This is a genomic window from Methanimicrococcus hacksteinii (genome assembly GCF_032714515.1).
GTDB lineage: Archaea > Halobacteriota > Methanosarcinia > Methanosarcinales > Methanosarcinaceae > Methanimicrococcus > Methanimicrococcus hacksteinii.
Genome location: NZ_JAWDKC010000028.1, coordinates 1 through 22,247 on the forward strand (window position 1 = coordinate 1; position 22,247 = coordinate 22,247).

Consider the following 22,247-nt stretch of genomic DNA (forward strand, 5'->3'; position numbering starts at 1 on the left):
CGCGATTATTACAATCAAGCAAATCAACGAAGAAAGCATTCACAAACACAATGCTTTTGCCGAACGCGTCGCGAGAATCGGCGACATTCGGTCCGAAATTAAAAACGGCTGATAAAAACGTTTTTGAATTTGTTTTGTTTCAACGGGAAACATTGTAAAAAAGCAATAATCAGGCGAAGTTAACAATCAAAAAATAAAAACGGCAGAAAAAGTTTCTGCCGTTATTGTTTATTTTATTCTCAAATTCTGTTTTTCATTTGCTGCTGTTCCAAATATTCGTCTTCTTCATCCTTTTCTTTCTTTCTTCTGTAAATGAAAAGAACGATTGCCAATACATAAATGAAGAAAATAAACAGCCATGAAACCTTTATTTCTTCATAACCCGGCATCGGCTCTTCAATTTTGCCGCTGCCGCTGTCATTGCTGCCCGTGCTGCCGCCGTCTTCGGGCGGCTGAATTGAACTTATGCCGCCTGTGCTGTTATTCACGGTCGCGCCGCCCGTTCCTCCTCCTCCTCCTCCCGGGGGTGTAACCGGCGGGGTAACGGGTGTATCCGCCCATTTTGCATAAAGAACAATGTTTCTTGTGACTTCGTCATTTATGAAATCCCATTCATTGAGACATGTCGGTTCTTTGTACCATCCTTCAAAAGTATAATCCGTTTTTGTCGGCTCAGCCGGTACAGATATTTTACTTCCCGATGCCAGCCCCGTCAGTTTTGAAGGAACAGGTGTTCCGCCGTTTGCTTCAAATGTGACGGTATAAGTCGTTGCCCATTTTGCATACAAAGTAATGTCTTGAGTCACGGTTTCTGCCGCGAAGTCCCAAACATTGGTGTATGACGGTTCTTTGTACCATCCTTCAAATTTGTCCGTTCCTCTAATCGGATCTGCCGGCGCAGATATTGCCTGTCCGTCTGAAATTCCGGTGACCGGTGAGATGCTCGTACCGCCGGCCGTGTTAAACGTCACTGTGTAAGTTGTTATCCATTTTGCAAAAAGGTAAACATCTCCGTTCACCATATCCGATGCGAAATTCCATTCATTAATATATGCAGTTTCCTTGAACCATCCGTCGAATGTATCATTTCGGCGTGTCGGTGCAGGATCAAGCGGTGTAATCAAAGTTCCCGGATCTGCATACTTCGTAATTCTGTTCGGCTCGCCTCCTTGTGAATCAAAAATGACCGTATAATTGGACCATTTTGCATACAGCGTCGTGTCATCGGTCACAGTATCCGATGCGAAAACCCATTCATTGATGCAAGCCGGTTCTTTAAACCAGCCGCCGAAAGTTCCGCCTGTGTTTTTAGCAGGATTCGGAGACGGCTTTGAGATCTTGTTTCCCGAAACAACGCCTGTAATCGTGTTCGGGAACTTTGATGTGGCTCCCTGCGTATCAAAAGTCACTGTATACGTGCTCGGTACCGTATTTGTCCATTTTGCGTACAAAACGGTTTTTCCGGAAACAGTATCACTTGCAAAATTCCACTGATTGATGCATTCGGGTTCCGTAAACCAGCCGCCGAAAATATCTGTTCCTTTTGTCGGCGCGGTCGGTTCCGTAACGGAACTTCCGTATTGCACATGTGTCAAGTTTGTCGGCTGCGGCGACCCGCCTAACACAACAAAACTGACATTATATGTACTGATCCATTTTGCATACAATGTTGTGTCACTCGTCACGACATCCGTTGTTTCAATCCATTCGTTTGTGTAAGACGGTTCTTTATACCATCCGTCAAAGACGTAAAGATTACCGGTCGGGGAATTGCTTCTTGTCGGTGTCGGAAGAGTGATTGTCGATCCGTCCTGAACGTTGTTCATTGAATTGACACTGTTTCCGCCCATCGAATTGAAAGTCACGGTATACAAATTAATCCATTTTGCATATAGTGTAATGTCATCGGTAATCGTATCGGTTGTAAAATCCCACGGGTTTATGCAATCAGATTCATTGTACCAGCCGTCAAATGCCGAATCGGTTTTATACGGAATAGCCGGCACGGGAATGAGTTCGCCTGATGCGATCCCCGTTATCGGATTTATTGTTGAGCCGCCCTGCGAATCAAAGATAACTGTGTAAGCGTTGTCCCATTTTGCGTAGAGTGTTATGTTATCCGTCACTGTATCTGATGCAAAATCCCACGAATTTGTGCATTCAGATTCATTGAACCACCCCTTAAAAATAAAACCGCTTTTCGTCGGAGAAATCGGCTGAGCAATCAAATTTCCCGATTGAATGCCGTTGATTTTCGAAACGGCAGAACCGCCCTGCGAATCAAATTCAACGGTTAATCCGGTTTCGCCCGAAAGAATGCCGACCTGGCCGGAAACGGATTCCGTCCAATAGTGCGTGAGCAGAATTTCATTCTGATCCGTGTAATCATTATTGGCATGGCTGCTGCTTTGATACCCTTCGGAATATTCCATTTTCAGAAGGAGTCCCGGGTCTAAAACCGTCAGCAAAGGAATTGGCATTGTATAATCGCCGTTTGCATCCGTTTGGCAGGATGAAACTTCAGTGCCGCCGTAATATGCTTTAACCGTCACGCCGAAAGCTTCTTCTCCCGCATCTTTTATTCCGTCATCGTTGCCGTCAATAAATATATTTCCGGAAATGCCGCCGGACGTGTAAACATGCCCGATTCCGGGAATGTCTTTCACAACGCGTTTACTTCCTTCCGCTGCGGTTAACATGACCGCGGAACCTTCGGGCATCGCTAAATCATCGCCGGATAAAACGGCTTTTGACGCGTCAATGCCGGCCAAGCCGAGTGTTCCGATATCCTGATCTTTTGATATGATGTACGGCGAATTTACAGAATAATCGGCTGCGGAACTGACTTCTAAAAGCGGCTGAATGTCAGCGGTCACCGGTTCATAAACGAATGTCGCCGGGTTGTAAACGAGTTCGTTGCTGACGCGCTGTCCTTCTAATACGGATGTGTAAAAATTGCCGGCTGTCTTTGAATCCGCCGGGACGATAATGAAAGTTTCGTAATCGGCTCGCGTTTCTTCTGCACTTGAAGCCGTCCATTTTCCGGGACGGTCCAGCCACGTATTTCCGTGAATCTGGGAACTGTCATTGGCCTGTAAAGCAAAGCCGGCAGCATATCCGTTTCCGGTCTGCACTTCCGTGTATATGCCGTCTCTTGCGTAAACAGCGTTGTTCATCACTTTTTGATTCGGGAATGTAATGAAACCCGTCGAATAAGCAAATCCGTTGTATCCGTTAATTGCTGTCGTTGCGGTTGTGTCATCAGCGATACTCAATATTTTTCCGTCAATCCTGATGATATTGTTTTCGATAAGCGAATTCGGCTGAGCAGCGGCAATACTGTAAGTTATTCCGGCGGCTGTCACACGTTCCGGTGCTTTTGCCGTCATATTTCCGTTAACATAAACAGAATTGTTTGCGACGGTCATCGGAACGGTTGATGTCGACGGGGTGATGCCGTAACCGTGAATCTGTGCATTAGCTGTGTTTTTCCCGGTTTCTGCATATATGCCGTGCGGTTCATCATTTTCGTTGAATACCATCATTTTATTGTTTTCATGCTGCTGCGTTTGTCCGTAATTCATTCCGTTAACGGAAGCTGAACCTTCATCTGATACGGAACTCATTATTCCGTGAACTTCTAATTTTCCGTTCGAAAGAGAAGATGCGCCGTAACCGCCTGCCCATGTGTGGCCAATCAGTATACTGTTTCCTTTTTGACAGTAGGAAGTCATATTCCCGTAAACAATGAGGGTGTCGTTGATGCTTTCTCCCATGCCTGAAGTCATGCCGGTAATGAGAGATTGTGTTGTTCCGTATGAACCGGTTTTTGTCTGTTCCACAATCGCTTCTACATCTCCGTATACAATGACGGTGTTGTCTTGTGAAATTCGTGAATAGCCGTAACGATTGCCGTTTTGATTGTCAATGCCGCCTGTAATGAAAACAGTTGTCGGTGCTTTTGCCGTTACGTTTCCGCCGACTGTCAAGCTGTTGTTTATGAATTCGACACCGTTGTACCTTCTCATCGGCGTGTCGGACGTGTCGGATATGCCGTTAATGACGGCGCCAAGCACGCCGGAAGCCGGTGTTCCGTTTTCGTGACATATTGCTGTCATGTTGCCGCCGACGTTAACGGAAGAATCTTTTAACCAGCCGCCAAACTCCGAGATTCCGTAAATTCTGGCGTATCCGCCGGCGTATGAATCCGGGCCGCCGCGTATATAGCCGTCGGCAATCATATCCCCTTCAACGTTTACCGTAATATTGCTCAGCTGTCCCAATGTAAATTGTGCAAAACCGGAGGTCGTTGCACTCCATTGGCTGGTTGTATCCATTTTTTCATAATTCAAAGTAACATTGTCGATAAAGACATCCAATCCGGTCGTGGTTGCAAAACCATTGGCACAACCGACCCATTGTCCCGGGTTCTCAGGTGTTTTTCCGGAGATGTAGCCGATTGTTTTGGCTGAAATTTTAATGTCTTTGAGAATTATTTCTTCATAGACCAATTGTCCGCGTGAATCGTAAACATAGTTGCCGTTGTCGTCTTTTTTAGGAATTGTCTGAATCATTTCGGCAAACCCATTTGCTCGGGCGCACAATTCGCTTGTCGGAGAATTGACGACATATAAACGATAATCGGCGACAATATTATTTTCCACTTCTATGGTTATGTTTTCTAAATCACAAAATACAAGATAATCGTTTACAAACGGTGAAACTTTTACGTCTCCTGTATATGTGCCGTCACCGACGTATTTGACAGTCAGATCTTTAATGAAAAGCCGGTCGGTTTTATTTGTGTTATGAACATCATTGACACGATTTAATAGAGGTCTTGCCGGGTCGGACTGATCGACGATGATTGTGATTGTTTTATTGTTTCCGTCAATATTGGAATAAAGGGTCCCTGCTTGGGCATGATATTGATAATAAAAATGTGTGTTATTCAGTTCACTGGCTAAAACAGTAAAATTGTCCATTAATTTGTAAGTTGTTTTTATTCGATTGCCGTATCCGTCGACTTCTTTGGTTCCGAGGGCGTTTAAAATTTCATCCAACAGCTGCTGTTTTGTTGTAATTTCAACGGTTGTCGGATTCCCGTAATCTTCGGGCATCAGAAGCAAACGTGCTTGAAGTAATTGGAAATTTTGTTTTTCATTTTCTTCAAGTGACTCCGGTAATTTTTCCGGTTCCGGCGAAACTTCCGTTTCGTCATATCCTTCCGGTATCACTTTTGTTTCCGGAAGAATCTCGGGTAAAATATTTTCTGCTTCGGTAAAGTCGATGTTTTTCGGAAAATATGCTGTTTCTTGGGAATTCGGATCGGCTGCAGTTATTGTTCCGCCGAATATTGAAAATAATATCAACAATGCGATTAAGATGTTTATCGGTTTTGTATGTCTCATTTATAAATCTCCTGTGCTCATGAAGGTAAACCCTTGTTTGATCATGATTTCATCTCGCCGGATGAATGATTATGAAATATGATTGAAAGGCGCCGGCGCTTTTCGCGCCGGCTTTTTGGAGTTAAATTTTTTTTGGGTTCGTTTTTTATTTTGACTTCAATCCGCTCCGCTCCCGGAAATACAATATTCTGCACATCGGAAGCAGTACGGCCGAAGCCAAAAACGTGAAAGATGTGACTAAGTCCGATGTTTATTATTGTCCGATTTAGAAATGCGGGACAGATTTTTTTAAGAGTTTTTTTGAAAAAATCCGACTTTAAAAACGCCGAATTTTTCAGAGCATTCGCTGTTCTCTTAATAATTGTCAAAATTATTATTACAATTGTACGAATTTCTTTGATTTTTTCAATTTTAAAATAAATTTCTGCTGTTTTTAAATCAAAGAAAATTAATGAAGTAAAAATCTTAAATTTGATGCAGGTCAGATATCCATGGCGCACGCTGCATGCTGCTTTCTGCGCGCGAAGCGCGAAGCGCGAGCGTCCGTTACTACATCATACATAATCTTTTCGCTCCATTGAATGAATACAATTGTGCAGTTCTGCAAAAACAATTGTATTTGAATTGCAGTCCTGTAATAATATTAATTTTATACTTCATTTTAATTGTATATATTTATTTTGACAGTCAATGAATTGTTTCAAAAATCTATTCTGTTAATAAATATTCTTTTTTGAATCCATTATTTTTTACACTCCCGTGTCTGATTTTATGTATTATTCTTGAAGAAAAGCAATAAATGAAAAAAACAGAATCTTTTTAATCCTTGGACACATTCAAACAAAACATGGCAGAGCTCAAAGTTTTTGACATCCGCGGCCGCGAAATGAAAGTCGGCGACTATGTCAAATACATCAATACGGGAACCATCGGCGAAATCACCGAAATTATGGAAGACGACGAAGGCATTTGGGCGCTTCTTGATTCAACCGACCTTTATTACAAAATCGAGCTTTTGGAACTCACCGACGAAGTCGTGAAAAAAGAAGCCGAACGCAGAGATCTGGAAGCCGATATCGAAGAGAAAATCCGCATGCGCGAAGAAGCCATCGAATCTCTTCAAAACGTCGAAAGCCGCGACGCCCCGGGCGGCGCCGGATAATCCTGTTCTTTTTCAAAAACAGCCGCATTTGCGGCTCAATTTTTATTTTCTTTTTTGATTTGAATTTTTATGTTTTGCATACTTTGTTTATTTTATTTTTAATGCGGCAATAATCAGTGATTTTCCATGCAGCTTGCTGTTCTCGTTCTTTTCTAATGCTGGTTTTATAACTCGCGAAAACGTACGTTTTTTTCTGATTTTCGCGAGTTATAATTTTATATCTCGCGAAAACACAAAATTTTAATACATTTTCGCGTAATATACTTTTAGATTCTTATGAAAATTATCGGACGAGACCATGAAAAAAAAGCTTTAGCGGATTATTTTAAATCCGAACGTCCAGAATTTGTTGCTGTTTACGGTCGCCGGAGGGTCGGAAAAACTTTCTTAATTAAAGAGTCTTTTGAAAATGATTTTTCTTTTTATTTTACAGGTTCGGCCAATGCCAATATGCAAGACCAATTGCATAATTTTAATGCTGCTTTAAACCAATATGGAAAGGTATCCTATCCCTTTCCAAAGTCTTGGTTCGAAGCGTTTGAACAATTGGTTCATCTTTTAGAACATTCCTCCGATACAAAAAAAGTGATTTTTTTGGATGAAGTTCCCTGGATGGATACACCCCGCTCAAAGTTTATTCCTGCATTGGAATATTTTTGGAACAGCTGGGCTTCTTCTCGACCCGATATTTTATTAATTGTCTGTGGTTCTGCCACTTCCTGGATGATGAATAATTTGATTCAAAATAAAGGCGGTTTATATAATCGGATTACAAGGCGCATGTTTATCGAACCTTTTACATTAAACGAATGTGAAAGATATTTTCATGAAAATAACATTGTAATGAGCCGATATCAAATTGCTGAATATTATATGATCTTGGGCGGCATTCCTTATTATTTGAATTTAATTGACAAAAAATTAAGCTTGGCGCAAAACATTGACAAACTTTGTTTTTCCAAGAACGGGGAACTAACGGATGAATTGGACCGTTTGTATGCGTCTTTGTTTAAATATTCGGAAAATCATATTAAAATTGTTGAATTTTTGAGCCGAAAATCGAAAGGCATGACTCGTGATGAAATTTCCCGCAACACCAAAATATCAGACGGCGGCGGATTAGTTAAAAATTTGGTTGAATTAGAACAATGTGGTTTTATTCGAAAATACCATGCGTTCGGGAAAAAAAAAGGGTATTTGTACCAACTTATTGATTTTTATACTCTTTTTTATTTCAAATTTATGATAAATAATACTTTTAGTGACAGCCAATTTTGGCTGAAATCTATTGACAGTGCTCGTCATCGTTCTTGGAGCGGTTACGCCTTTGAACAAGTCTGTTTGACACACGTTTTGCAGATTCAGAAAAAATTGGGCGTTTCCGGTGTTTTAACAAATATTTCTTCATGGAGAGGAGAAACTTCTGATACCGGAGCACAGGTTGATTTGATAATTGATCGTAATGACGGTGTCATCAATTTGTGCGAAATGAAATATTCAGGAACCGGATTATTTGCAATTGATAAAAAATATAGTGAAAATTTAAACCGCAAAAAATCAGTGTTTATTCAAAAAAGCGGTTCTCGAAAAGCTATCCATCTCACAATGGTGACAACTTACGGTATTCAAAAAAATATTTATTCGGACATGATTCAATCAGAAGTTACATTGAATGATTTATTTGATGCTCTTTAACAGATGTCGTGTCAATCATCATTTCATGTTCTGAAACTCTTGCCGTTCCTTCATAATACATTTGCCGCCGCGGCGGCCGCCGATCGGATTGTTCGGACATCCCAGTGAATTCATGCAGCGCGCCATCACCGCAGCGCCCCGCGCCAGTCCGTCTTCGGTAAAAATCAGTTTCTTTTCAGGGTCGGCAATTATATTTCTTTGTTTCAGCTTTTCGATTGTCAGCTCTTTTTTCTTCCCCGTCGTTCCGGCGCGCCCGGTCATTCCGATAATTGCTTCATCTCTCAGAAGTCCTTCCTTTTTGATGCAGTCAATCAGGGAAACAGAAATTTCGGACATGATTTCATCCGCCAGAGCCGAGACGGCACTCATTCCGCCGGCCTCATAAATCGCTTTTCCGATTTCCGACAGCTTTTCGATGTCCGATCCGTTTTCTCCGATATCGCAGCCGAAAAGGGCGAGGCCGGCTTCGTTTGCCGCTTTGGCATTCACCGCAAAAGGCCCGAAACAGGTTAAACCGTCGGGGATTTTCATGATGCGGACGGATTTCATAATTTCATTTTTTGTTTTTTCAATTTCCTTGAAAATTTCATCGAGAAGGCCGGTCGTTTCGTTTTCGGAACCGATCAATTCGTATGCGCTTTTTTTGTCGGGGTCGATTTTTTGAATCAATGCATCGACGGCAGCGCCGGCATAGCCGCAGAAATTGGCAACTGTTTTGGCGTACGGTCCGCTGCTGTCAGCGATTCTGCCCGAAAGCGTTGTTCCCATGTCAATGGCAACGCACGGATTTCGAATGTCTGCACCGCTGTGTTTTCCGGCTTCCTTGATTCCGGCCAGCGCCAATTCGCCTTCCATCTCGTTTGAAACTATTCCTTCCCCGGGACCGGCAGGCGGGCGGACACCCGCAACAGCGCCGTCAAAATAAACCTGCTCCAGATATGAATACGGTTTCAATTGGTCCGGCATATTGTTCAAACTCAAATATCCCGTCATTTTCCGCGGCGGAAATCCGGCTAAAAGACAGCCTTGCGCAAGCGCTAAAATAATCATTTCCAATTGTTCGCCGGTTTGGGCCGTCACGCCGGTTGAGCGGACGACAAAATGAACATCATCGGCGGTTAAGTTTTTTTCAGAGAGCGCCCGGTGAATTGTATCCCGAATGAGTTCGGCCAGTGTTTCTTTTGTCAGTTCGGTTCCGCCGATTGTTTTTCCGAAAATTTCGGACGTTTCGGCGGGTTTTTGAATATCCCGCGTCAGCCGGACATGTTTGCCGATGACTTCCGTCATTCCCGTTTTCAAATCCGTTGACGTTAAAATGCATTTCGTGGTCGTGTTGCCGGCTTCGACAGATGCCACTATGAAAGAAGAATCGGTGATATTCAATTTGTTCCGATTGTTTTTTTTGCCGAGAAATCGGCTTCCTGCAAACTCATGTTCCGCGGACATATTCTCATTTTTTGTTTTGTTTGAAAAAATCTTTATGCCTTATAATATATTCTGTTAGATAATCAAATCGGACTTTTTCGAATCAAATCGGAAATTCAATTAAGTTCAATAAAATTCAATAAAATTCAATAAATTGCCGCAATAATCCGCGCCAATAAATTACTGCAAATTATAATTTGCATGTTAAATAATTACAATATCGGCTTTTTCAAAGAATATTGTATAAAATCCGCCTGATTCCGACTTATTTGTTCTATTAATAATCGTGACAAAAAATTATGCATACAGATAATCTTTTATTTAATAACTGATACACTTTTTAATATCGTAAAAAACACGTTGTCAAACCCGTGTGAACTTATAAAAATCGCATAAGGGGTACATAAATGATTCAAAAAGATGAAACGAAAGAACTGGCTTGGGTCGCTCGAATTGCAGTCGATGATGCGGACATTCCCGAATTCCAAGACAAAATCAACAAGAAACTGGATTATTATACCGTTATTGCGGACGCGCCCGCAGACGGCGTCAAAAAGACCGTCAACCCGTCCCGCTTAACGACAGTTCTCCGCAAAGATGTCGTTGTCCCTTCCATGAGTGTCGAAGACGCGCTTAAAAATGCGCCGGATGTCTATGAAACATCGTTTAAGATTCCGAAAATCTTGTAATGCATCGGCCGTTAAACAATTCAAATATTGTATCTGAGGGAAAATATGACAAAAGATATTGCAGCATTTAAAGCGGCCGGCAGTAAAGCCGCGGCCGAAAGCCTTGAAAAAATCAAAAAAGACGATTCGGGCATTTTTATTACGGTTTGCGAAAACGCGGAGTCGGCCGAATCCGGTCCTCTTGCCGGTGTTCCAATCGCGCTTTCCGACAACATTTCAACCAAGGATGTTGAAACAACCTGCGCTTCTCAAATAATGAAAGGCTATGTTCCGCCGTTTTCCGGCAAAGCCGTTGATGATTTGCAAAAAGCCGGCGCCGTTTTAATCGGCAAAACCAACATGGCCGAATTCGGTATTCTCGGCGCGGCAAGCGCTTACGGCCCCGTTAAAAATCCGCGAGACAAGACCAAAAAAGGCGGTCCGAGCGGATCGGCGGCAGCCGTTGCGGCCGGCTTTGTTCCGGCAGCCGTCTGTTCCGATGCCGGCGGTCTGCTTCGCGTTTCCGCTTCTTACTGCGGAACGCCCGCATTTAAACCCACTTACGGCGCCGTTTCAAGATTCGGCCTCATTTATTACACCGGATCGCTCGACCAAATCGGCGTGACCGCGACAAGCGTTTCTGATATCGTCACCGTGATGGATGTCATTTCCGGAAACGATTCCCGCGACACAACATCTCTTCCCGGAACAATGAATTATTCGGCAAAAATCAAGTCCGGCGACAAACCGCTTGACGGCGTTCAAATCGGCATTCCCGAAGAATTTTTGGAAGGCGTGAGCGCGGATGTTATGAAAACGTTTGAAGAGTCCGTTGCCGTGTTTGAAAAACTCGGTGCAGCTTGTAAAAAGTTTTCTTTAAAAACGGCAAAATACATGCAGGCCGTTCACGATATAATTTCGGCGGGCGAGAGTTCCGCCATGCTTGCCAAGTTTGACGGCACCAGATTCGGCCCGCGCGTTGAAGCGGACAACTGGCACGAAATGATTGCCCGGACGCGCGCGCTTTTCGGCCCCGTTGCCGAACGCAGAATTATGCTCGGCATTTACATGCTCATGGCCGGCCAATACAATGATTATTATATGAAATCCATGCAGACCCGAACGCTGATTCTTGAGGAATTCGAATCCGTTTTCAAAGAATTCGATCTTTTGATTTCCCCGACAGCCAAAGATGTCGCGCCCGATCTCGGCGGTGCGTGCGGCGGCGGATGCGACATTGAACTCAGCTCTTATTCTGCGGCCATTGCAGGCGCAGACTTAGCCGGACTTCCGGCGGCAACCGTTCCGTGCGGATTTGTCGGCAATCTGCCGGCCGGTCTTCAGATTATCGGCGGCTTCCAAAAAGACGCGGATGTGATTGCGGCGGCGGCGGCGTTTGAAAATGCAACCGATTTTATCAAATTCCCGGAGGCGATTTAAATGGTTTACGAAAACCCCGACGGCATTATGATCGGTCTTGAAGTTCACGTTCAGCTCAACAATGCGAACACCAAAATGTTCTGCAGCTGCACGTCTGATTACACGGACAGCGAGGCCAACACCTGCCTGTGTCCGGGCTGTCTCGCGCTTCCCGGAACGACGCCTGTTCTGAACGAAAAATCCGTCGAATACGCAATCCGTATCGGGCTTGCGCTCAATGCTGAAATTGAAAATGAGACGGACTTTTTCATGAAGAGTTATTTCTATCCGGACCTCGGCAACGGTTATCAGGTGACTCAGTTTGATCGGCCGATCGTGAAAGACGGCTACGTTATTATTGAAGGCGAAGACGGCGAATTAAAAGTTCGCATCTCACGCGCGCACATGGAAGACGACCCCGGTAAAATGGCGCACTTCGGAACGATTGAAAAGTCAACCGGCAGTATTATCGACTTTAACCGGTCGGGCATGCCGCTTGTTGAAATCGTGACGGCTCCCGACATGAGATCCGCGAAAGAAGCCCGTCGCTTCTTGGATAAGCTTCGAAGTATTTTGGAATATTTGGATGTCTTTGACGGCTCCCGAGAGGGTGCTATGAAGGCGGACGCCAACATTTCCGTGAATGTTTTCAACGGTCAGCGCATTGAAGGCACGCGTGTTGAAGTGAAAAATATTTCTTCGCACAAAATGGTTGAAAAAGCGATTAACTATGAAATTATGCGCCAGAAGGACTTCCTCCGGAAAAACAAGCCCTTGGTTCAGGAAACACGCCACTATGATGAAGACAGAAACGTGACAATCAGTCTTCGTGTGAAGGAGACGGCAGATGATTACCGCTACTTCCCCGACTTTGATTTGGTGCCGTTTTTTGTCGGTGACCGCGTGGACGGCATCCGCGCCCAAATGCCGGAACTGCCCGATGCCAAACGCGAACGCTTTGTCAAGCAGTATGCGATTTCCGACGCCCACGCCAAAAGTTTGGTGACGGAACGTGCTTTTGCGGATTTGTTTGAAAGTGTTGCCGCAAAAGTCGACCCGAAATCGGCGGCTTCATGGGTGGCCGATATTGTGAAGGGTGAACTCAACTACCGCGATTTGCCGGTGACATCGGTCAGCGCGGAAGATGTGACTGCGGTCATTGAGATGGTTTCAAAGAAAGAAATCAGTGAAGAAAGCGGTATTACGGTTGTTCGTACGCTTTTGGATGACGGCGGCAAACCGGCCGACATCGTGAAAGCAAAAGGTTTGGCAATGGTTGCCGATGATTTCATCGAAACCGCGGCCAAAGAAGCGATTGCCGAAAGCCCCGATGCTGTTGCCGATTACAAAGCGGGAACGGAAAAGGCGCTGAACTTTATTGTCGGCAAAGTCATGCAAAAAGCCAAAGGAAAGGCGGACGCGAGACTGGCCCGCGAAATGGTTCTTAAAGAACTTGAAAAACTGTAATCGAAAAGCAAAATATGATTGAAATCGGATTTCATCCGATTTTCTTTTCTTTTTGTTTCTCTTGTTTTTCTTTTTATTTCTCTTGTTTTCTTTTTTTATTTTGTTTTTATGTTTTTCCGCTCTTTGTTTTTTTGTTTTTTATTCAAACATTTTTTAAAAATCTTCTAAAATTTGTTTGGATTTTAATCTTTATATTTTTTTTATATTTTTTCTCAGAGATAGATTTTAATAGAATTACATCAAATCTTTAAAGGACCCCCATGAATTCAAAATTTATTCTTTTACTTTCAGCTGTCTTCTTTGTCTTGTTTTTTGGAATTGCAGCTGCAGAAAGCGAAAATGAATCTTTGCTGATTGCTTTTGCCGATGATCTTTCAGAGGCGGACCCTGAGGTTTATGCTGTTCTGCTGATCTTTTTGATTGCGGTTGCTGTCTATATCTTTTATATTTGGCATGATTACGATAAAGACGCCGATTTTTTAAATAAGAAATATTAAAAATTGAATTGAATCGGTATTTGTATTCAATTTTGTTTTGTTTCAAAAACAGCCCCGACTTTTTTCATATCTTCAAAAAAGTCCGGATATGAAATTTGAACCGACTCGGCGGTGTCGATTTCCATCTCTCCCGTTATCATTCCCGCAATGAAAAGCGACATGACAATCCGGTGATCGTCCCGGCCGCAAACGGCGGCTCCTTTCATTTTTCCTTTGCTTTTTTCGCCTGAAATGAAAAGACCGTCGGCGGTTTCTTCGATGACGGCGCCGATTTTTGTCAATTCTTCGGCCATTGCTTTTAAGCGGTCGGTTTCTTTGAAGCGGACGTGTTCGGCATTGGTAATTCTTGTCTCGCCGTCTGAAAAGGCGCCGAGAACGGCCAGCGTCGGGACCAAATCCGGCGTAATTCCGGCGTCCCAAATGATTCCTTTAAGCCGTTTGCCGGCTTTGTTTGAAACATGAATGACGCCTTTTTCTTTGTCCCACGAAATATCGGCACCGGCTTTTTCTAAAATTTCAACAATGGCGCTGTCGCCTTGGGCCGACGGAAAAAGGCCGCTCATTGTTATATCGGCGCCGGGAATCAAAGCGGCGGCGGTTAAAAGATATGAGGCGGAAGAAAAATCGCCCGGAATCGTGTAATCGCCGAGATTGTATGTTTGGTTTGCGGGAATTTCATAAAAAATGCCGGCGTCATTTAAGAGACCTGCATCATTTTTTGTGCCGGCCGATTGTTTTTCATAAATCCTGACGCCGGCTTTTTGCGCGATTTCAAGGGTTATGTCAACATACGGTTTTGATTTCAGTTCGCCGTCTATCATTATTTTTGAATTTTCTTTTAAGAGCGGGCAAACCAGGAGAAGTGCTGAAATAAACTGAGAACTCATGCTGCCGTCAATTGAAAAAACGCCGGGATTGATTTTTCCTTTCACGACAAGCGGCGCGCAGCCGTTGTTTTGAATTGAAGAAATTTCGGCGCCCGTTTTGTTCAATGTTTCCAAAAGCGGAGCGTTTGATCTTTTTTGAATGGATTCATCGCCGGTCAAAACAACTTCGCCGTCGGTAAGTCCGGAAAGCGCCGTCATGAATCGAAGCGTTGTTCCCGAATTTCCGACATCAACCGGTTTTTCGGGGTTTTTCGGTTTTCCGTCAAAACCCTGAATCAGAATGATTTTTTCATTTGTTTCCGGATTTGTTTTTTCTTCGACATTTGCGCCGAACAGCCGGCAGGCTTCCATGGTTGACTTTGTGTCGGCGGACAAAAGCGGATGCGATAATCGGCATTCGTTTTTTCCGAGCGATGCGGCCAAAACAGCGCGGTGCGTATAACTTTTAGAGGCCGGTGCTGTTATTTCTCCGGCGGGAGTTGATTTTTTGACGGAAACAATCATTGAATTGGCTATTCTTTTATTGATTATAAGGGTTCGGTTGTCTTTAACGGTATGCAGACAAACACACCGAATTTTTTTCATTCGTTTAAAAAATAATATTTGTTTAATAATCTAATCTATGCAATTAAATATATATATCTAAATCTCTTACTTTTTACAATTGATTATTACCAATCAATGATTGTACTTTTTGTCGAGTTGTTTCTCGGCAATTGGAATTTTAAATGTTCAGGGGTAAAATTTATGTATGATGTAGTGACCACTCGCTTCGCGCTTCGCGCTTCGCGCTTCGCGCTTCGCGCTTCGCGCTTCGCGCTTCGCGCGCAGTAAGCAGCAACAGCAACCACTATCTCTGATTACATTTTGCTCGAATATTTACAAAAAAAACAATTTACTTTCGAATTTTTTTTCTGTTCAGTCTGTCGAATATTTGAAAATTTATTCGGATTTGAAATTTATTTCTAAAGTCCGGATTTATTCTTTTAATTCTCGATTTCTTTCACTGAACAGACCTTTCAACAATCACGCTTTTGATTTGTTTTTCTGCATTTTGTCTCTAACAGATGCATCTTTTGCAAATCCGTTTGTAAAATCCGAACAAATCAAAATGAAAAACGAAGATTCAACTCCAATAAGCCGGCACACGAAGTGCCGGCACTCTTTGGTTATTTTCGGTTTTTGTTTGTTAAAATGCAGACAGACAATGACGAATTATCATTTTCTCTTTTCAGATTTTCTAAAAAGACTCAGGTCAATCCAATATAGGGGATTTAATCATGAATTTTTCTAAAAAAATTTTAATTATATTGAGCGCAGCCGTTATACTGCTGGCGCTTTTAGGAACGGCTTCGGCTGTACAGCTAAACGATGCAAGTTGGAACGATGGAGGAACTTTTGATGATCAAGTTCTGGACTTTAAAGAGTCTAAAGTTTTGAAATATGAGCTTCGTTCCGAAAGCATGGAAGACATTCAATTTGTTTTAAAAATTAAAAATGTAGATCCTGATCCGAGCGTGATGTCTACAGATGTCGGTTATTCGATTTCAGCTTCCATTGGCGGCGGTGGAGACGTTACGGATACTAAATCTCAAATTGTCGGCGATAATCTTGTTTATACATTTACAATTGAAGCTCCTCCGGGCGATTTCACTTTGAGTGTTACTGTTGGGGCTCTCGTGAATAAAGTTTATCCGAATGAGACAATTACCATTAATGCGGAAGCGACTCAAATGGTTTCAGGTAATCCCACTTCTGCTAATTCTGAAGAGGCAAAAGTCCGAGTGAATTATCCTACCACTGGGGTGAATACTCGGGTTCAAGGGGTTCGTTTTTTAAATCCGTCTATACTGCCTGCCCACGGATCAGAAGTTGACCTTTATTTAACTTATCATGTTTTAGATTATACAAATCACGGCAGAGTTGGTTTTACTTTTGAAGCCGATTCTTATACTTTTGATTTTTCAAATATATTAATAAGGGGGAACGAATCCGGTGGATATATAACATTGTCTGAATGGCAAGCTCTCAGCGGAATGAATCACAATATTTTAGAACTCATGCCTCCGTCTGACGAAGTTGCTACACTTTTTGAAACTAATGTTGTTGGCAATACTATAACTTTTACACCCAAAGCACCGGCTACATCTATAGTATGGGTTGGAAATACGATACAATTCCCTTTCAAAATAAAACTCAGTGATGAATTTAAACAAACCGAGGGAAGTCCTGCGATGCCGTCTATTAATTTTAACGGAGTTGCCGTTTCCGGTGAAAATGTTCAATTTAACGGGCGTGGTCCTTCTGCGACTATTAAAACAGGGGTTGGCTATCCTTTAGTGGAGGCCAACAAGCTTACAGTCGGACTCTCCAACGTTTTGCCTGAGTATGTTGCTTTGGAAAGTGATGAGAATGTATCTGTAACGTTTATGCCTCCGACTCAACAAACAACTGTATTAGCATATTCTCGGCCGCTTGTCTATTCTGTATCCGGTCCCTTTGAATACCAAAATTTGTTCAAAGTTCAAATGTATTCAACCGAATTGAACGGATCCGATTATGTCATTGATTTTACTATTCCCGATGGAGTTACTGTAACTCATCTTCGTCTCCCCAATAAAAACATTTACTCCCAATACGATAGTATTTCAATCTGGGATGGAACGAAATTCACTCCATTGACTTCCGGAACCAACAATGATTTGACCGCTTATAGTTTCGGCAACAAGGTTACTCTCCAATTTAAGAAAGTGATTCGTATGCTGCCGCATGATATTTCTCCGTATAGTGAAGATTTTACCTCTATGATGACATTTATCGGACAAATCGATAAAACCGCACCGCCATCTCTTAGTTTCGATGCCGTCAAAAACGGTACCGCTGATTCTATTTCTGCGGTAGCGCAATCCGTTGCTGTATACGATAAGTATACTAATGGAGTCGGAATGGATGATGGAAATATTTTTACATCATCACTTACGGCTTATGGAGCCAATCCCTCAGGACTTAAACCTGGAGATACTTTTTATATGTTTGCCCGCCCGGTTGCGTTGGGAGTTTCTCATTCTGCCGTAAGATATCTTAATCCTGCGAGTTCAACAGGTGTTTATTCAAACCCGATAGTTTACTTTAGTGTTCCTCCGGGGTTGATTCCTGGTGACCCGATAATTACAACCTCGGCTAATAAGCCGGATCCTGTTGAATTGAATAACAAAACGGGAACCAACCAAAAATTGGTTTATACGCACAAAGTGTTTGATGACGACGGCCTTTACGGAACTGGCGGAAAATTAGTTGCAGTTAAAATCGACACAGAAATACCATGTCAGAATGACGAGAGCTTTTGGGTAAATTCGTTAATCGTACGTTTACCTGTGACTGTTTCTGAAGATTACAACAAAAAAGACATTCCTTATAACCAAAAGGATGTTGTCGTATCAAGCTGGGCCACTGATTCGCATACAACAACTTCGATGGGAACAAGAGGTGCCATTACAGAATTGAAAGATGTTATTGCTCATTCCGCCGATGCCAAAAGCTGGATCTATAATGAACACGGCACTTACAGCGTTCGTACTTCAGGAACCTCTGTCACTTTTGCGCCTGACGAATCTGTTGCTGGAGCGGCTTCCATAAATATGAGCGGCAATTTTATGTCTTACAGGGACGGATCTGACGCTTCATATCCGAAATTGCACGCTGGCAGTCAAAATGAAGAATTCAGAGTATCATTAGTTAATAATGCCAATTCAAAGGTTGAAACAGCTAAAGTTTACTTCGTTTTGCCGAATAACGGTCTTGGTTGGGCTCCCGAGCTCACTACTCCGAAGTCGGGTTATCTTTCGCTTGTAGGCAATTTGCCTTCAGCCAACGTCAAAATCTATTATTCAGAAGATGCAGGTTCGAATCCTGCTTATGAATTTGGTGATTTGGCATCATGGACGTGGGAGGAAATCACTCCGTTAAACGTCAATACACTTTCCTGGTCAGATATTAACGCCATCCGTTTAGATTTGAATGATCTTGACAAGGGAATGGGCGCCCATTTATTACTTCCTTTCGTGCTGCCCGATGCCAAAGTGTCTGATTTTACGACGGATGCCGAAAGATTCGCTCTCGGTCAAACATTGTTCCATATTCAATCTCAGGGAGGCACTCCTTTAACTATAGATAAAGGTGCGACAGCCGCAATTGAAATTGTTTCAACTAAATCACCTGAAATTGTATACATTGATCCTATCGACCCTTCAAAGATCATTCCATTTGGCGGGTCCAAGGATATTGAACTCAATGTTGAAGACGTTCCTGCCAATATCTACGGAAGTTTCATTGTTCGTGATGATTATGGAGCAAGCGGATCACCCATCGGACTTTCCAGCATACTTATTGAAAAGGAAAAAGACGGCGGTTTGTTTGAGACTGTTTATACCTATGACATATCTTCTTTGAGTTCTGCTGTTTCATCTAGTCCTTATACTGAAACAGGATATGGCGGATATGTTTATACTTTCAAAAATGATCCTGTAGGCAATTATCTCAAGGAAATGAATAAATCGGCTGGTAGATATCGTATTACTTTGACCTCTGAGAAAGACGGAGATCTTAATTCTGCGACTGAATCTTTCTTGTTAAAAGTTATAAAAATACCAGAAAATATCCAAATTAAGGTTAACCCGGTCATTTTTGAGATGAATAGCGACAATAAGATCTTTTCAACTTTGCCTGATGGTTCTACAACTCCCGGCAGCTATACCTGGAGTCAATATGTGACTCATTTTGTGGATATTGACGATTACGGAGTGACGAGTCATGACGTCAACAAATTTTCTCCACAGATTCAGTTTGCAGGCATCAGTAAGCCCGGAAACACTACACCTCAATTCTTATATCGGTCTCCCGGACTCGATAGTGGGATTGCAATAGATGTTCCGGTTACAGTTATTTTATACGATAATTTGACTGTGAAAGCTACAGTTGATGATGCGCCATTGACTACACTAACTGTGGCGGTCGATGACAATGTACTGCCACCAAGCGGTCCTGAACTTATTGGTGCTGAATATGTGACTCAAATAAAAGGAACATTAACCGATCCCACGAAGGTTGCCTTTACTGTTTCATATACTGGAATCCCGAAAAGTTTGGCCAATACAGATGCCGCCAATACACCCGTCAATGGGGCATTAGACGTAAGTCGTTTGTATGAGTATCCCGATAATTATTCCAATCTGGAAGTCTTAAAATTGAAATCGGCTGCAATTACGGCTAAGACGACTCAAAATATTGATGGCGTCGTTTCCGTTGAATTGTTTAAAGTCGGTTCTCCGGATACATCTCTTGGTAAGCTTGAAACCCCGACAACAGCTGACTCGTTCGTTTTCACGAAAAAATCCGGAGATTTGTATTTTGAGGATGAGCAATACTATGTCAAAGTCATACTTAAACCGGGTTATAAACTTTCCGGAATCGGTCTCAACTGCGAAGTTCTTCCGAACGGTTTATTGTGGAAATCCGCAGCAGAATCCTTTGCTCACGATGACCTCGTTTTCGATCTTGCCGTGGATGATTATGCTAAGTCTAACGCACCGGTAATTACAGATCTCACCGGAACAGCGTTCACAAATACTGATGTTGAATTTACAGATACGGTTAGTTCTGATTTGTACGGTTTCATCATTACCGATGATAATGGCAAAGACGGTCTCGGAACACCTGTAAACATTTCTGAAATAAAAGTAGGCTGGAAGGAACTAGGATCCACCGACAGTTTTGCTGATAAACTCAGTTACAGCGGAACAGGGGTGGATGCGGTTGTTACATTTGCCGACAATTCGGACAACACTATTTATTCTGTCACTTACGGCTTCAAAGGAAATTTGAAGGATTATTTCGACAAAATAAATGAGACACCGGGTACACACCAGATTACTTTAAAATCTGAAAAAGATGTGGATGGAAGTGATATCGAAGTATCCTACGAGATTAAGGTCGAAAAAGATGAGACTAAGGTCGATATAACTTCTTCTCCTGCCGAATATTATATGGGCGACTCTTTACCTTCCGGCTTTGCTAATTGGGAAGAATACATCAGGGCCACCTACATTGATGTTGTGGATTACGGAGACGAAGCCGATTATAATCTTATTAAACCCAGACTAACTCCGAAAGGTACTTCATTTGCCGGAGTCGATGAGCCTGTTGATCACGTTGAATTTGAATACGAATACAGAACGCCAGGTCTTGTCGACCCCATACCTGTAAAGGTTGAAGTAACTGTTATCTTCAAAGACGATTTGGTCATCAAGGCGGAAGCGGCAGGTAAATCTTTGGAAATGCTGACTGTTTCCGTTACGAATGGTCTTTTAACACCAACTGTTAATCAACCAGATCCGACTAAAGGTGAATATGTTGTTGAATTAATAGGCACTTCAACAAATCCCACAAAAGCCGAATATGAAATTTCATATTCCAATGTCCCGAAAGGATTGGATGCCGAGGGAACTTATGACTCCCTGACTGATACTTTCACGGTGGCCGGTTTGGATGTTTCATATACGACTGCAGGAGACTATTCGTATTCTCTGACATTAACTCCGGTTGACATTAAAGCAGCAGCAACCGGCGAAACCGCCGGTATTGTTTCCGTTGAATTGTATCACAAGACATCCGGCGATTTAATCGGCGAAGTCAATGCCGATGCATTTGATAAGCCCGCAGGTAAAGGATGGTTTGACGACGGCGATTATATTGTTGTTGTTCAGCTTAAACCCGGATACGAACTTGACACGGCGGCTTACAGTCAGCTTGATTCCGACAATTCTTTGATTTGGACTTCATCAGACCAAACCTTAGACTATGCGGATCTCACTTTTGATTTCGAAGCGGTAAAAGCGCCTTTCGTGACAGGTTTTGTTTGGAACGATCTCAATAAAGACAGCATGATTGACATCGGTGAAGATGTTTTGCCGGATGTCGAGATTGAACTTTATGACAACAGCGGCAATTTGATTGACGCCGTTAAAACACAGGAAGACGGTTATTACTGCTTCTACGGAATGCCTGAAGGCGAATACTACATCCAGGCGAAAAGCCCGAGAGGATATTTGCTTTCAGCTTTCATCCCGGGCGGAGATCAAACGGTGAACAAATCCAATGCAAGCCGTTCCGATTCTTTCCCGCTGGATGTTACCAACATTTGGCAGGAAGACATGAATGTCGGCCTCTATCGGGAAACCGGAGGCGGTTCCGGATTCGGTCAGGCATTTGTCGTGACGTCAACAAGCGGCGGTACTGTTTTGGTACAAGATCCTGAAACAGGGGATGTCAGGGAACCCGGTTTCACGGAACCGATTCCGACCGAACCCGAAAAATCAGCTGAAACGGAAATCCCGTGGGTTTTCATCGGTTTGTCCGTTTTGGGCATTCTTCTGTTCGGAATCCTGTGGTCCCGGATTCGGAAATGATTTTGTTCGGAATCTTGCGGTTCTGATTTAAGAGATGATTTTGTTCATCTCTTTTTTTTCTTTTTCTTTTTTTTAATTTGTATTCTTTTTATCAAAAACGGATTTGTTTTTCAAAACGGCTGCAATCCCTTACTTCCGAATTTAATTTCAAAT

At 42.8% G+C, this 22,247-nt stretch carries 10 protein-coding genes and 1 pseudogene; 8 read left to right on the forward strand and 3 right to left on the reverse strand.

Features of this window, described 5'->3' with window-relative positions:
- A pseudogene (locus tag MmiAt1_RS08015) lies at positions 1-112 on the forward strand (GTP cyclohydrolase MptA); the annotation flags it as partial.
- Between the two features lie 127 nt (positions 113-239).
- Here MmiAt1_RS08015 and MmiAt1_RS08020 read toward each other — a convergent pair.
- Positions 240-5,411: an InlB B-repeat-containing protein gene (locus MmiAt1_RS08020; protein ID WP_318786365.1), complete on the reverse strand. Its 5,172-nt coding sequence runs from the start codon at positions 5,409-5,411 to the stop codon at positions 240-242.
- 847 nt (positions 5,412-6,258) lie between these two features.
- Between MmiAt1_RS08020 and MmiAt1_RS08025 the strand changes: the two genes are divergently transcribed.
- Positions 6,259-6,573, forward strand: a complete 315-nt coding sequence (locus MmiAt1_RS08025) for a DUF2098 domain-containing protein (RefSeq protein ID WP_318786366.1) — start codon at positions 6,259-6,261, stop codon at positions 6,571-6,573.
- Positions 6,574-6,849: 276 nt separating this feature from the next.
- On the forward strand, positions 6,850-8,268 hold the full coding sequence (locus MmiAt1_RS08030) for an AAA family ATPase (RefSeq protein WP_318786367.1): 1,419 nt from the start codon (positions 6,850-6,852) through the stop codon (positions 8,266-8,268).
- A gap of 18 nt (positions 8,269-8,286) precedes the next feature.
- On the opposite strand, the gene MmiAt1_RS08035 is transcribed toward MmiAt1_RS08030, so the two are convergent.
- Entirely contained in the window at positions 8,287-9,714 is a 1,428-nt protein-coding gene (locus MmiAt1_RS08035; protein WP_318786368.1) for a methanogenesis marker 14 protein, read from the reverse strand.
- 386 nt (positions 9,715-10,100) lie between these two features.
- Between MmiAt1_RS08035 and gatC the strand changes: the two genes are divergently transcribed.
- The 4 genes from gatC to MmiAt1_RS08055 all read left to right on the forward strand — a co-directional run bounded on the left by gatC (position 10,101) and on the right by MmiAt1_RS08055 (position 13,744).
- A complete protein-coding gene (gene gatC, locus MmiAt1_RS08040; RefSeq protein WP_318786369.1) occupies positions 10,101-10,382 on the forward strand; it encodes an Asp-tRNA(Asn)/Glu-tRNA(Gln) amidotransferase subunit GatC in 282 nt (93 codons plus the stop codon).
- 45 nt (positions 10,383-10,427) lie between these two features.
- The gene (locus MmiAt1_RS08045; protein WP_318786370.1) at positions 10,428-11,801 is read left to right on the forward strand and encodes an amidase family protein; all 1,374 of its coding nucleotides are present in this window, start codon (positions 10,428-10,430) and stop codon (positions 11,799-11,801) included.
- Entirely contained in the window at positions 11,802-13,247 is a 1,446-nt protein-coding gene (gene gatB / locus MmiAt1_RS08050) for an Asp-tRNA(Asn)/Glu-tRNA(Gln) amidotransferase subunit GatB (RefSeq protein ID WP_318786371.1), read from the forward strand. It begins immediately after the preceding gene.
- 260 nt (positions 13,248-13,507) lie between these two features.
- On the forward strand, positions 13,508-13,744 hold the full coding sequence (locus MmiAt1_RS08055) for a hypothetical protein (RefSeq protein ID WP_318786372.1): 237 nt from the start codon (positions 13,508-13,510) through the stop codon (positions 13,742-13,744).
- A gap of 26 nt (positions 13,745-13,770) precedes the next feature.
- On the opposite strand, the gene aroA is transcribed toward MmiAt1_RS08055, so the two are convergent.
- Entirely contained in the window at positions 13,771-15,135 is a 1,365-nt protein-coding gene (gene aroA, locus MmiAt1_RS08060; protein ID WP_318786373.1) for a 3-phosphoshikimate 1-carboxyvinyltransferase, read from the reverse strand.
- Positions 15,136-15,911: 776 nt separating this feature from the next.
- Between aroA and MmiAt1_RS08065 the strand changes: the two genes are divergently transcribed.
- Positions 15,912-22,094 (forward strand): SdrD B-like domain-containing protein, encoded by a 6,183-nt coding sequence (locus MmiAt1_RS08065; protein ID WP_318786374.1) that lies wholly within the window; start codon positions 15,912-15,914, stop codon positions 22,092-22,094.
- The last annotated feature ends 153 nt before the right edge of the window (positions 22,095-22,247 follow it).